Here is a 13413-nt window from a genome sequence, read left to right on the forward strand (position 1 = left end):
AGGATCCGTACCGTGCCCGACATGGGAACGAAGACAGCTGACGAAACCGGCGCCGAGACGGGCGCCGAGGCCACGACCGACGAGCAGAAGGTGAGCGTCGCCAAGACCGACGAGGCGACGGAGGCCGCGCCCGAGTCCCAGGACTCGGCCGAGGACACCGCCGCCGACGAGAACGCCGTCGACGACATCGACGACGAGGACGACCTGTCCGAGGTTGCCCGGGAAGAAGGCCCCACCGGCGTCGGCCAGGGCGCGGGCGCCGTCGTCTCCGCCGCGCTCGCCTTCGTCTCGCTCACCGGCAGCTGGATCGGCACCCTCGCCGCCCAGAAGGAAAGCCTTCTGAGCCAGATGAAGAACTCCCAGACCTCGAGTGTCTCCACGCTGTTGAAGGAGGGCTACGGCGACGTCTGGAACGTCCAGGCACTGTACGACGGGATCTTCGCCCTGGTTGCCCTGATCATCGGCGTCGTCGTCCTGGTCCGGCCTGCTTTCGGGGCGCCCGGCAAGCCGCAGGCCGCCTGGATCAAGTCGGTCTCCTGGGCAGGTGTCACGCTTGCTGTCATCGGACTGCTGATCGCTGTTCTCAAGTACACCGACGTGCTGGTCAGCCTGCCCTCCGCGAGCTGAACAATCGGAGGTCGCGAGGGGTCTCAGGACATCCGTAGGTACCTTACGGAGCGCCTGAGGCCCCTCTCGCGCGTCTAAGGCCCCCGCGGCCCCCGAAGATGCGGAACTCTCCCGATGTGGCGGACCCCCCTCGGAGACGAAGGTAGAGGCATCGCAGAAAGCGAAGCTCGAAACCGACTCCGACAAGGACGACGCCATGTATCCCGAGTACGAGATCTCCCAGTACCGCTCCGCCGAACTCCTCCGCCAGGCCGAGCACGAGCGGCTCGTCCGTGAGACGCTGCGCGGCCGCCGCGCCGCCCGCCGCGAAGCCGTCGAAGGCACCGCGGAGAGCAACTCGCATACCGGCCGCCCCCGGCGGCACCGGTTCCTCCGCACGGCGTGAGAGCCGGGGGGAGGGAGGACGGCCGTACGGCTCTGCCCGTCCCCGCGGCCACCGCCGCGGCCGTCCTCCCTGCAAGCAAAGGCAGTTGGGGAATCGGGCCCGCCGCGAAAACCGGTGCCGTCCTGTCGGACCCGCGTGCGATGCTCGGGCCTGTGGAGACCAGGTCCGTCAGTCCCGTGTTCGTCGGCCGTACCGAAGAGCTGAACAGCCTGAACGAAGCGCTCGCCCGCGCCGCCGCTGGGGGTACCTCCCAGGCTTTTGGCACTGGGGGAGAGCCGCAGGCGTTGCTGCTCGGCGGCGAGGCCGGCGTCGGCAAGACCCGACTCGTCGAGGAGTTCGCCACCGCCGCCTGCCGGCAGGGCGCGGTCGTCGCCCTGGGCGGCTGTGTGGAGATCGGCGCCGACGGACTGCCCTTCGCACCCTTCTCCACCGCCCTGCGCGCCCTGCGCCGCGCCCTGCCCGACGAACTGGCCGCCGCGGCCGCGGGCCAGGAGGAGGAACTGGCCAGGCTGCTCCCCGAGATCGGCGAGGCACACCCCGCCCGGGGCACCGGCCGGCACGACGAGGAGAGCCTGGCCCGCCTCTTCGAACTCACCGCCCGCCTCCTGGAACGCGTCGCCGCCGAACGCACCGTCGTCGTCGCCCTGGAGGACCTGCACTGGGCCGACGCCTCCACCCGCCACCTCCTGGCCTACCTCTTCCGCACCCTGCGCACCGGCCGTCTGGTCGTCCTCGCCACCTACCGCGCCGACGACATCCACCGCCGCCACCCGCTGCGCCCCCTGCTCGCGGAACTCGACCGGCTGCGCACGGTCCGCCGCATCGAACTCGGCCGCTTCAACCGGGACGAGGTGAGCCGCCAGATAGCCGGGATCCTCGCCACCGAACCGAACCCCGCCCAGGTCGACGAGATCTTCGAACGCTCCGACGGCAACGCCTTCTTCGTCGAGGAACTCGCCGTCTGCGCCACCGAGGGCTGCGGCACCGGCCTCACCGACTCGCTCCGCGACCTGCTCCTGGTCCGCGTCGAGGGGCTGCCCGAGAGCACCCAGCGGGTCGCCAGGGTCGCCGCCGAGGGCGGCTCCACCGTGGAGTACCGGCTGCTCGCCGCCGTCACCCGGCTCGCCGAGGACGACCTCATCGAGGCGCTGCGGGTCGCCGTGAACGCCAACATCCTCATCCCGGCACCCGACGGCGACGGCTACCGCTTCCGGCACTCCCTGGTCCGCGAGGCCGTCGCCGACGACCTGCTGCCCGGCGAACGCTCCCGCCTCAACCGCCGCTACGCCGAAGCCCTGGAGGCCGACCCGACCCTCGTCCCCGCCGACGAGCGGGTCATGCGCCTGGCCAGTTACTGGTACCACGCCCACGATGCCGCCAAGGCGCTGCCCGCCGTCCTGGACGCCTCCGTCACCGCCCGCCGCCGGCACGCCTACTCCGAACAACTCCGGCTCCTGGAACGCGCGATGGAGCTGTGGGACACCGCCCCCGAGGACGTCAGGGCCGCCCTGCGCCCCGTCGACTACACCGAGGTCTACCCTCCCTGCGGCTGCGACCCGGCCACCACCGCGCTGCGCTACCTCGACCTGATGGCCGAGGCCGCCGTCGCCGGCCGCCTGGGCGGCGAACGCGAACGCGCCCTGATGATCACCAAGCGGGCGCTGCACCTTCTGGAGGAGGACGGTGACCCCATGCGCGCCGCCTGGTTCTGGGTCCAGCGCTCCCATCTCGTCCAGGCCCTGACCCGCGGCGACGGCTGGGCCGAACTCGCCACCGCCGAGGACCTGGTCCGCGGCCTGCCGCCGTCCGAGGTGCACGCCGAGGTCCTGGCCAACGTCGCGAATTGGTCCATGGTCCATGTCCCCGGCCCCGAAGCCATCACGGCCGCCGAGAGTGCCGTGGAGTACGCGCGCCTGGTCGGCGCCCGCGACATCGAGATGAACGCCCGTCTCACTCACGCAGGCCTCATCGTCGAGTCCGGTGGCGTCGAGACCGGACTCGCCGAGATGTTCGAGATCCTCCGGCAGACAGTCGAGGACGGCATCTCCGCCGTCGCCAGCCGGGTCTACGTGAATCTGCCGAACGCCCTCGAATCCATCGGGCGTTCCCGGGAGGCCGTGCCGATCCTGGAGGAGGGACTCGGTTACGCCCGGAAGTACGGCCTGTCCGACAAGGAGGCCTGGATCTGGGGCAACCTCGCCGAGTCCCTCTACTCGCTGGGCCGCTGGGACCAGGCGGAGGAAGCCGCCGTCAAGGCGGAGCTCGTCGGCCGCAGCGCCCAACCCCGCGGCTTCCACGCGGCCAATCGCGCCGCACTCGCCCTCGCGGGCGGCGACCTGCCCGAGGCCGCTCGCCAACTCGCCGCCGCACGCTCCCACTTCGGGTCCCACGACCGGACCCCTCAGCATGAACTCCCCCTCTCCGCACTCGCCATCGGAATCGCCGCCGGCGAAGGCCGCCTCCTGGACGCCCGCGCCGAACTCGAACGCGTCCTGGACACCGGCTTCCCGCCCGGCACCCAGCGCTACGCCTGGCCCCTGCTGCTCACCGCCGCCACCATGGAGGCAGACAGCCTCGGCCTGCCCGTCGCCGAACAGGGCCGGACGAAGGTCCTCCACCGCATCCGGGAGGCGGCCAGGACCCTCGCCACCAACGCGCCGGTCTGGCTCGCCCACGAACGCTGGCTCCGCGCCGAACTGCTGCGCGCCGAGTGCGCCGACACCCCGGACCACTGGTGGGAGACCCTCACCGCCATCGAGCCCCTCGACCGCCCCTACGACCTTGCCCGCGTCCGCCACCGGCTCGCCCAGGCCCTCCTGTCGGCACCCGGCGGCGCCGAGCAGCCCGAACGCGACCGGGCCACCGAACTCCTGCGCCTCGCCCACGCCGCCGCCGACCACCTGGGCGCCCGGCCCCTGGCCGACGCGGTCACGCTGCTGGCCCAGCGAGCCCGCCTCGCTCTGACCGCGGCCCCCGCGGCCGACTTGGCGGACCCGGTCCGCTCCCTCGGCCTCACCGGCCGCGAACGCGACGTCCTGCGCCTGGTCGCCCTCGGCCGCACCAACCGCCAGATCGCGGAGGAGCTCTTCATCTCCCCGAAGACGGCCAGCGTCCACGTGTCCAACATCCTCGCCAAGCTCGGCGTCTCCGGACGGGGGGAAGCGGCGGCGGTGGCGCACCGGCTGGGTCTGTTCCCTGCGGAGGCTCTCCACGCGCCGATCACCGGCTGAGGCGTACGGTGTAGGGACCGGCAGGGGAGGCTGCATGTTCAACATGTTCGAGGAACTGTTCGCACCCGGCCGCAAGCACACCCACGACGAACAGAAGCGGCTGGAGCTGACCCGCGAGGACGTCGGCGACGGCGACCCCGGACGCGGACCGATAGATCTCACGTCCGGGAAGGTCGTCGTCCGCCGGCCCGAGCCGGACGAGGACGAGTGTCCGGCTAGCTGACCTGTATCTCCAGGATCCTGTCGTCCCCCGCCTTGGGGCTGCCGCGGCCGTCGGTGTTGCTGGTGACGAGCCACAGCTTGTTCCCGCCCGCGGAGACCACCGTGCGCAGCCGGCCGTACTCACCCTTCAGGAACGCCTGCGGGTCGGCCGCGGCCGCCGTGCCCTTCAACGGGACGCGCCACAGACGCTGGCCCTTCAGACCGGCCATCCAGAGGGAGCCCTCGGCGTAGGCGACACCGCTGGGGGAGGCGTCGTCGGTGTGCCACTGGGCTATCGGGTTGTGGAACCTCTTGTCGTCGGACTTGCCTTCGGCGGTGGGCCAGCCGTAGTTGTCACCCGGCTTGATCGCGTTCAGCTCGTCCCAGGTGTCCTGGCCGAACTCCGCTGCGAACAGCCGCTGTTCGGAGTCCCAGGCGAGGCCCTGCACATTGCGGTGGCCGTACGAATACACGGGGGAGTCCGGGAACGGGTTGCCCGGGGCCGGGTCGCCCTCGGGGGTCAGCCGCAGGATCTTGCCGCCCAGGGACTCGCGGTCCTGGGCCAGGCCGGTGTTGCCGCTCTCCCCGGTGCCCGCGTACAGCATGCCGTCCGGGCCGAACCCGATCCGGCCGCCGTTGTGGATGAAGCCCTTCGGGATGCCCTTGAAGACGGTGTCGGGGGCGCCCAGCTGCTCACCGGACGCCTTCTGCTCGTCGTAGACCATCCTGACGACGCGGTTGTCCGAGTCCGAGGTGAAGTAGGCGTAGACCATGTGGTCCGAGGCGTAGTCCGGGGACAGGGCGATGCCCAGGAGACCGCCCTCGCCGGCCGCGGAGACGCCGGAGACCTGACCCAGCTCCGTCTTCTTGCCCGACTGTCCGTCGACCCGGGTGATCGTGCCGTCGTCCCGTGAGGAGACGAGCAGGTCACCGTCCGGGAGCGGGGCCAGGCCCCAGGGGGTCTTGAGGCCCTGGGCGACCGTACGCACCACCTTCACCGAGCCCTTCGCCGGCGGGGTCGCCTCCGCGGCCTGCCGGGTGGGCGAGGACCCGGAGGCCGTACTGCTCGATGCGGTGCTGTCCCCGCCTCCTGGCGAGCCGCCGCCTCCTGAGCTGTCGGAGGAGCAGCCGGCCGTCAGCAGGAGCGTGGTCGCGGCCAGCACGGCCGTCACAGCTCGACGATGCACGATGGTGGTCCCTTCGAAGCGGCGGGTTCTCCTTGTCATACACCGCTCACCCCTCCCAGGTTCCCGATCTCCCGGACCCGATACGCGGACCCGCTCCCGTGAGGGTGGTGGTGGGCGTGCCGGGGACGGGTCTGCGCAGGCGCAGGGCTCACTGATCCGCGGCCGTGCGCAGCCGGCGGACTTACTGTCCGCCGCCCTCGCACAGTCGGCAGGCTCGCCGATCCACGATCCATGCGCCCCCGGCAGGCCCCGCTCCGCCGATGAGCCGCTAGTCCCACGACCCCTGTACCGGCGGCAGTTCCCCCGCCTCCCTGAGGTCCTGCGGGGTCAGGCGCAGTTCGGCCGCCGTCGCGTTCTCCGTCACCCAGCGCTCCTGCTTGGTGCCCGGTACCGGGATCACGTGGCCGCCCTGCGCCAGTACCCACGCCAGGGCCACCTGGGCCGGGGTCACCCCCTCGCCGTGCCGGGCCGCGATGCGGCGCAATCCGACGACGATCGGCTGGTTCGCGGCCATCATCTCGGCGGTGAAGCGGGGATGCCGGGCGCGGACGTCGTCCGGTTCGAAGCCCTCGCCCGGGGTCAGCGTGCCGGTCAGGAAACCGTTGCCGAGGGGCATCGCCGCGAGGAAGCCGACGCCGCGCTCCGCGCACCACGGCACCAGCGTCTCCAGAGCCTCCGGCGACCACACCGACAGCTCCGCCTCCACCGCGCTCACCGGGAACACCTGCTGGATGCGCCGCAACTGCCGGAGCGTCGCGTCGTACAGCCGGGTGCCGGAACGGCGTCCACCCCGCGCCCCCATCGCGCACAGCCCCAACGACCGTACTTTTCCGGCCTGTACGAGCTCCGCCATCGCGCCCCAGGTCTCCTCGACCGGGACCTCGGGGTCCTCACGGTGCAGTTGGTAGAGGTCGATGACGTCGGTCTGAAGCCGCCGCAGGGACGCGTCGCAGGCTCTCTTCACATAGCCGGGGCGGCCGTTGGCCACGATGTGCTGCTCGCCCACCAGCAGACCGACCTTGGTCGACACGAACGCGTCCTCGCGCCGCTCCTTCAACACCCGCCCCAGCAACAGCTCGTTGGTGAACGGGCCGTACATGTCCGCCGTGTCCAGCAGCGTCGAGCCCAGATCGAGCGCCCGGTGCACGGCCCTGACCGACTCGTCGCCCCGCTGCCGCGACCCGTTGTAGGCCCAGCTCATCGGCATGCACCCGAGTCCGACGGCTCCCACCGCGAGCGCCGCCGCGCCGATCGTCCTGCGCTCCACCTGCTCGTGACCCTCCCTCTTCCGGCCCCCAACCTAACCTCTGGGCTCCCGGGGGCCTGACATAGCCTCCAGAGCATGAGTGCTGACGTGTGGCTTCCCATCCCGCCCGACGACATCGAGGGGCTCCCCGAGGGCCTCGACTACCGCTTCTGGAACGGCGAGGAGGACTTCCCGGCTGACCCGGCCGACTGCGCGTACTACGTCGTCCCCTACATGAAGCCGCTGGACGTGGTCCTGCGTCCCCTGCCCCGGTTGAGCTCCGTCGAGGTCGTACAGACGCTGTCGGCGGGCGTCGACAACGTGACCCCCGGTCTGAAGCACCTGCGTCCCGGCGTACGGCTGTGCAACGCGCGCGGTGTCCACGAGGCGAGCACCGCCGAACTCACGCTCACCCTGATCCTCGCCTCGCTGCGCGGGATCCCCGACTTCGTGCGGGCCCAGGACAAGGGGGAGTGGCAGGGCGGATTCCGGCCCGCCCTCGCCGACAGGTCCGTCCTCATCGTCGGCTACGGCTCGATCGGCTCCGCCATCGAGGACCGGCTCGTACCGTTCGAGGTCGCGCGGGTGGCGCGCGTCGCGCGCTCCGCGCGCACCACGGAGCGCGGCCCCGTGCACCCGCTCGCCGAACTGCCCGCCCTGCTCCCCGAGGCGGACGTCGTCATCCTGTCCACGCCCCTCGACGAGACCACACGTCACCTGGCCGACGCCGATTTCCTTGCCCGTATGAAGGACGGCGCGCTCCTGGTGAACGTCGCCCGCGGCCCCGTGGTCGACACCAAGGCGCTGCTCGCCGAGCTGGAGACCGGCCGCATCACCGCCGCCCTCGACGTCACCGACCCCGAGCCGCTGCCCCAGGGGCATCCCTTGTGGCAGGCGCCGGGCGTACTGGTCAGTCCCCATGTCGGAGGACCCACGTCCGCGTTCCTGCCGCGCGCCAAGCGCCTGTTGGTGGATCAGTTGAACCGTTATGTGAACCAGGAGCCGCTGCGCAACGTGATCCTTACAACGGGATCAGACGGCGCGTGACGCGCATGAAACGCGCTGTCGGGCGCGGGCGCGCAACAGGCGCTTAATCCGCTTCCGGTACCCTCCGCAACCTTTCGGACGCGGTCCGTGCCCGCATCTCCGCTGGTCGTCACGGAGCGTAGAGGAACTATGTCCCTGAGTGACGAGACTGGTGTATCGTCCCGACAGGGGCTGCGCCGCGCACCGTTCGGCGCCGGGGATGGACATTGCAGACTGTGAGGGGGGCGACGGGCGATGCACGGCCTATGGACCAACGATCCGACGCGGCGGGGCCGCCGGCTCCGACCCTGGCACACAGCCGCGCGCAGACGCGGCCATCACGGCGGTCACCACAGTCATCACCGCAGGCACAACAGCCGCAGGAGGCATGCGCACCCGGAGCCCCGGGACCCCGGAGCGGCGCGGACCGGGAGGGCCCGGTGAGCTCGCCCTCGTCTCCCACGACCACCCTCGACGGAGCGCTGCGGGCCCGGCCCGCACGGGGGGTGCTGCCCTCCCTGCCGCCGGCCTCCCGTGGCGGGTCGACCCTGGTCCATCAACTCCTTCTCGCCCTGGTGTGCGCGGCATACGCCATCGGTTCCGCGTTCGGCTGGGGTTCGCCCGAAGTGGCCCTGGTCATGGGCGACTTCGGGCTGAGCGCCGCGGCGGGCACGGCAGCCGTGTCGTGCTTCGTCTACGCCCGTAACCGCCGGGTCCGCTTTCGGCCCGCCTGGCTGCTCTTCGGGCTCTCCTCGACCATGGCGTCCCTCGGCAACCTGATCTGGGGGTGGTACGAGGTCGTGCTGGGCCGGGAGGTGCCCGACCCCAGCTACGCCGACCTGTTCTTCCTCTGTTTCGCGCCGCCCGCCATCGTGGGTCTGCTGGTCCTCGCCAAGCGGCCGGTGACGAAGGCGGGCTGGGTCTGCCTCGGCCTCGACGCCTGGCTGATCGGCGGCTCGCTGCTCACGCTCTCGTGGAGCCTCGCCCTCGCCCAGGCGGCGAAGTCCGAGGGGCCGAGCGTCGCGCACACCGCGCTGTCCCTGGCGTACCCGTTGCTGGACATCGCCCTCGTCAGCATGGTCCTCGCACTGCACTTCCGGCGCTCGTCGGTCAACCGCACCGCGGTGAACACCGCGATCGGCGCGCTCGCCCTGACCGTGATGTGCGACGCCCTGTTCACGTCGCCGCTGCTGCACAACAGCTACCGCTCCGGCCAGTTGCTGGACGCCGGCTGGTTCGCCGGCTCCCTGCTTCTCGCCTACGCTCCCTGGGCCGCGCCCCGGCACCCGGACGGTGACCGGCAGCGGCCGGCCGGGCACACGCGCGTGGTGCGCGAGCACCTGCCCAGACAGCGGTTCGGGATCCAGCACCATCCGTCCGCGCAGGGACCGCAGGGCGCGCAGGGCGGTGACCACGGCCGGTATCCGGCCACCCGGCCCATCACCGGGTCGCTGGCCGCCCTCACGCCGTATCTCGCCGCCGCGGTCTGCACGCTGGGCATCCTCTACAACGTCCTCAACGGCCGCAGCGTGGACCGGGTGGTGCTGCTCACCGGCGGCACCGTCGTGCTCGCCCTCGTGATGCGCCAGGGAATCATGCTGCTCGACAACATCACCCTCACCCAGGAACTCGCGCAGAAGGAGAACCACTTCCGCTCCCTGGTGCAGGGCTCCAGCGACGTCATCATGATCGCCGCGCCCAACGGCATCCTCCGGTACGTCTCCCCGGCCGCCGCCGGTGTCTACGGACGCTCCGCCGAGGACCTCGTGGGCACGGAACTGGCCGGTCTCATCCACCCGGAGGATCTGGGCTGCGTGGTGCACGAGGTGCGGCGCTTCCTCGCCGCCAACCCCCTCGAAGAACCCACCACCCGCATCGAGTGCCGTTTCCGGTCCGGCGACGGCGGCTGGCTCAACGTCGAGTCCACCGTCAACCGTCACCACGGCGGCCTCATCTTCAACAGCCGGGACGTGACCGAAAGAGTGCGCCTGCAGGCGCAGCTCCAGCACAACGCCGAGCACGACCCGCTGACCGACCTGCCCAACCGCGCCCTGTTCACCCGGCGCGTCCAGCAGGCCTTGTCCGGCCGCCGCTCCTCCGACCGCGGCACGGCCGTCCTCTTCATCGACCTGGACGGCTTCAAGGCCGTCAACGACACGATCGGGCACCAGGCCGGGGACGAGCTGCTGGTCCAGGCCGCCCGCAGACTTCAGGACGCGGTCCGCTACGGGGACACCGCCTCCCGGCTCGGCGGGGACGAGTTCGCCGCGCTGATCGTCGGGGACGGCACCCGCGACCGCACTGCCCGCGAGGCCAACATCCTGGAGCTCGCCGACCGCCTCAGGGTCACGCTCTCGCAGCCCTACCTCATCGACGGCAACGATGTCCGGGTCGCCGCCTCCATCGGGGTGGCCTTCGCCGAGCCCGGACTCGGCGCGGGCGAGCTCCTGCGTAACGCGGACCTCGCGATGTACCGCGCCAAGGCGGGCGGCAAGGGCCGGGTCGAGCTGTACGCGCCCCAGATGCAGCAGGACGTCGTACGGAAGGCTGAGCTGGCCACGCGTCTGCGTGCCGCGCTGCACGACGGCGAGTTCGCCCTGCTGCACCAGCCCGTCGTCTGTCTGGAGGACGGCCGGATCACGTCGGTCTGCGCCCAGGCGCGCTGGCGCTCCTCCCAGGGAGTGCTGTTCACACCCGCGGAGTTCCTGCGGGTGGCCGAGGACAGCGACAGGACGCAGGAGCTGAGCCGCTGGATCCTGGAGGAGGCCGTCGAAAAAGCCGCCGAGCGGGCCGCGACCGGGCTCACCGTGCCCGTGGCGGTCCGGATGAACGCCCAGCGGCTGCTGGACCGCTCGCTGCCCCTGGGGTCCGTCGAGGCCCTGCTGACCCGGCACGGCCTGCCGTCCGGCTCCCTGGTCATCGAGCTCTCCGACGCCGACCCCCGGGTCTCGCTGGACGAGCTGGAGCGCCGGCTGACCGCGATCCGGCGCGTCGGGGTCCGGATCGCCCTGGACGGCTTCGGCAGCGGCTACGCGGCGATCACCGCCCTGCGCAAACTCCCCGTCGACATACTGAAGCTCGACCGCAGCCTGGTCGAGGGCGTCGTGGAGTCCGCCAGACTGCACAAGATCACCAGCGGGCTGCTCAGGATCGCCGGAGACCTCGGACTGCAGTCCGTGGCCGACGGCGTGGACCTCCCGGAACAGGTCGTCGCCCTGCGTGCGATGGGCTGCACGCACGGGCAGGGCATGGCGTTCTCGGGGCCGCTGGACGAGTACCGGCTGCGCAGGGCGCTGGCCTCGGGGCACTATCCGGTGCCGCACGGCCCCGCGGAGCCCGCGTTCGCGGGAACTTTGGAAAGGGGCGCGGCGGTGTACACCGGAAGCATGTCTGCCGTACTCGGTGGTGGGACGACCCTCCGCTCACATAATGAGACTCCCGTCCCACCCACTTGACAGTCGGTGCGTGCCGGGGGGAGGGTCAGTCTCATGCGCACCCGAATTCTCGTACTTGGAAAGCGCGTCGGCTGACGCTGAGCCACAGACCGCTCAGCGATCCCCACCCGGCGCGCTCCCCTCGCTTGCCTTATGGCACGAGGGGTTTTTTGTTGCCCAGCCTCCCCACTCAGCTTCACACCCTCAGCATCGAGAAGAGAATGACGATGACCGAGCAGGCCACCGGGGCCCATCCGCAGCCGCGGCCCCGATCCGGAGGACAGCAGTCCGCCCCCGAGCACGTCACGGGCGCGCAGTCCCTCATCCGCTCTCTCGAGGAGGTCGGCGCCGAGACGGTATTCGGCATTCCCGGCGGTGCCATCCTCCCGGCGTACGACCCGCTGATGGACTCCACCCGGGTGCGCCACGTCCTGGTCCGTCACGAGCAGGGCGCGGGCCACGCGGCCACCGGTTACGCGCAGGCCACCGGCAAGGTCGGTGTCTGCATGGCGACCTCGGGCCCCGGTGCCACCAACCTGGTCACCCCGATCGCGGACGCCCACATGGACTCGGTGCCGCTCGTGGCGATCACCGGGCAGGTGGCCTCGAAGGCGATCGGCACGGACGCCTTCCAGGAGGCGGACATCGTCGGCATCACCATGCCGATCACCAAGCACAACTTCCTCGTCACCAAGGCCGAGGACATCCCGCGGGTCATCGCGCAGGCCTTCCACATCGCCTCCACCGGCCGCCCCGGTCCGGTCCTCGTGGACATCGCCAAGGACGCGCTCCAGGCGAAGACGACGTTCTCCTGGCCGCCCGTCATGGACCTGCCCGGCTACCGACCGGTGACCAAGCCGCACGCCAAGCAGATCCGCGAGGGCGCCAAGCTGATCACCCAGGCCAAGCGGCCCGTCCTCTATGTCGGCGGCGGTGTCATCAAGGCGGGCGCCACCGCCGAGCTGAAGGTCCTCGCAGAACTCACCGGAGCTCCCGTCACCACCACCCTGATGGGGCTCGGCGCATTCCCCGACAGCCACCCGCTGCACGTGGGAATGCCGGGCATGCACGGTGCGGTCACCGCCGTCACCGCGCTGCAGAAGGCCGACCTGATCGTCGCCCTCGGTACCCGCTTCGACGACCGCGTCACCGGCAAGCTGGACAGCTTCGCCCCGCACGCCAAGATCGTCCACGCCGACATCGACCCGGCCGAGATCGGCAAGAACCGCGCCGCCGACGTGCCGATCGTCGGGGACGCCCGCGAGGTCATCGCCGACCTGGTCCAGGCCGTCCAGAAGGAGCACAGCGAGGGCCACCAGGGCGACTACAGCGCCTGGTGGAAGGACCTGAACCGCTGGCGCGAGACCTACCCGCTCGGCTACGACCTGCCCGACGACGGCTCGCTCTCCCCGCAGCAGGTCATCGAGCGGGTCGGACAGCTCGCCCCCGAGGGCACGATCTTCGCGGCGGGCGTCGGCCAGCACCAGATGTGGTCCGCGCACTTCATCCAGTACGAGAAGCCCGCCACCTGGCTCAACTCCGGCGGCGCCGGAACCATGGGTTACGCGGTCCCGGCCGCGATGGGCGCCAAGGCCGGCATGCCGGGCAACACGGTCTGGGCGATCGACGGCGACGGCTGCTTCCAGATGACCAACCAGGAACTGACCACCTGCGCCCTGAACAACATCCCGATCAAGGTCGCCATCATCAACAACGGCGCCCTCGGGATGGTCCGCCAGTGGCAGACCCTCTTCTACAATCAGCGCTACTCCAACACCGTGCTTCACAGCGGCCCGCAGGACGTCAACCCGGACGCGAAGGGCACGCGCGTGCCGGACTTCGTGAAGCTGTCCGAGGCGATGGGCTGCGTGGGTCTGCGCTGTGAGCGCCCGGAGGACCTGGACAAGGTCATCGCGGAGGCGAACTCCATCAACGACCGTCCCGTCGTCGTCGACTTCATCGTCCACGAGGACGCGATGGTGTGGCCGATGGTCGCCGCCGGCACCTCCAACGACGAGATCATGGCCGCCCGGGACGTCCGCCCCGACTTCGGCGACAACGAAGACGACTGAGCGAG

General features: G+C 71.1%; 9 protein-coding genes. 7 read left to right on the forward strand and 2 right to left on the reverse strand.

What is annotated here, in order from left to right; translation table 11 throughout:
- The first annotated feature begins 21 nt into the window (after positions 1-21).
- From ACZ39I_RS15485 to ACZ39I_RS15500, 4 genes are all read left to right on the forward strand, one after another.
- Positions 22-627, forward strand: a complete 606-nt coding sequence (locus ACZ39I_RS15485; protein ID WP_467244915.1) for a hypothetical protein — start codon at positions 22-24, stop codon at positions 625-627.
- A gap of 196 nt (positions 628-823) precedes the next feature.
- Complete coding sequence (locus ACZ39I_RS15490) at positions 824-1012, forward strand: hypothetical protein (protein ID WP_467244916.1); 189 nt, start codon at positions 824-826, stop codon at positions 1010-1012.
- Positions 1013-1152: 140 nt separating this feature from the next.
- Entirely contained in the window at positions 1153-4242 is a 3090-nt protein-coding gene (locus ACZ39I_RS15495; protein WP_467244917.1) for a helix-turn-helix transcriptional regulator, read from the forward strand.
- A 34-nt stretch (positions 4243-4276) separates the two neighbouring features.
- Positions 4277-4465 (forward strand): DUF6191 domain-containing protein, encoded by a 189-nt coding sequence (locus tag ACZ39I_RS15500; protein WP_467244918.1) that lies wholly within the window; start codon positions 4277-4279, stop codon positions 4463-4465.
- Here ACZ39I_RS15500 and ACZ39I_RS15505 read toward each other — a convergent pair.
- Together ACZ39I_RS15505 and ACZ39I_RS15510 are read right to left on the reverse strand one after the other, a co-directional pair.
- The gene (locus tag ACZ39I_RS15505; protein ID WP_467244919.1) at positions 4458-5669 is read right to left on the reverse strand and encodes a PQQ-dependent sugar dehydrogenase; all 1212 of its coding nucleotides are present in this window, start codon (positions 5667-5669) and stop codon (positions 4458-4460) included. The two genes, ACZ39I_RS15500 and ACZ39I_RS15505, sit on opposite strands and share 8 nt — an antisense overlap.
- Positions 5670-5898: 229 nt before the next feature.
- Positions 5899-6897 (reverse strand): aldo/keto reductase, encoded by a 999-nt coding sequence (locus tag ACZ39I_RS15510; RefSeq protein ID WP_467244920.1) that lies wholly within the window; start codon positions 6895-6897, stop codon positions 5899-5901.
- 75 nt (positions 6898-6972) lie between these two features.
- Here ACZ39I_RS15510 and ACZ39I_RS15515 point away from each other — a divergent pair, with 75 nt between their 5' ends.
- From ACZ39I_RS15515 to ACZ39I_RS15525, 3 genes are all read left to right on the forward strand, one after another.
- Positions 6973-7923, forward strand: a complete 951-nt coding sequence (locus tag ACZ39I_RS15515; protein WP_467244921.1) for a 2-hydroxyacid dehydrogenase — start codon at positions 6973-6975, stop codon at positions 7921-7923.
- Between the two features lie 419 nt (positions 7924-8342).
- Complete coding sequence (locus tag ACZ39I_RS15520) at positions 8343-11357, forward strand: putative bifunctional diguanylate cyclase/phosphodiesterase (RefSeq protein WP_467244922.1); 3015 nt, start codon at positions 8343-8345, stop codon at positions 11355-11357.
- 206 nt (positions 11358-11563) lie between these two features.
- Positions 11564-13408 (forward strand): acetolactate synthase large subunit, encoded by a 1845-nt coding sequence (locus ACZ39I_RS15525; protein WP_352389355.1) that lies wholly within the window; start codon positions 11564-11566, stop codon positions 13406-13408.
- The last annotated feature ends 5 nt before the right edge of the window (positions 13409-13413 follow it).

This window comes from Streptomyces sp. NPDC024687 (genome assembly GCF_055559055.1).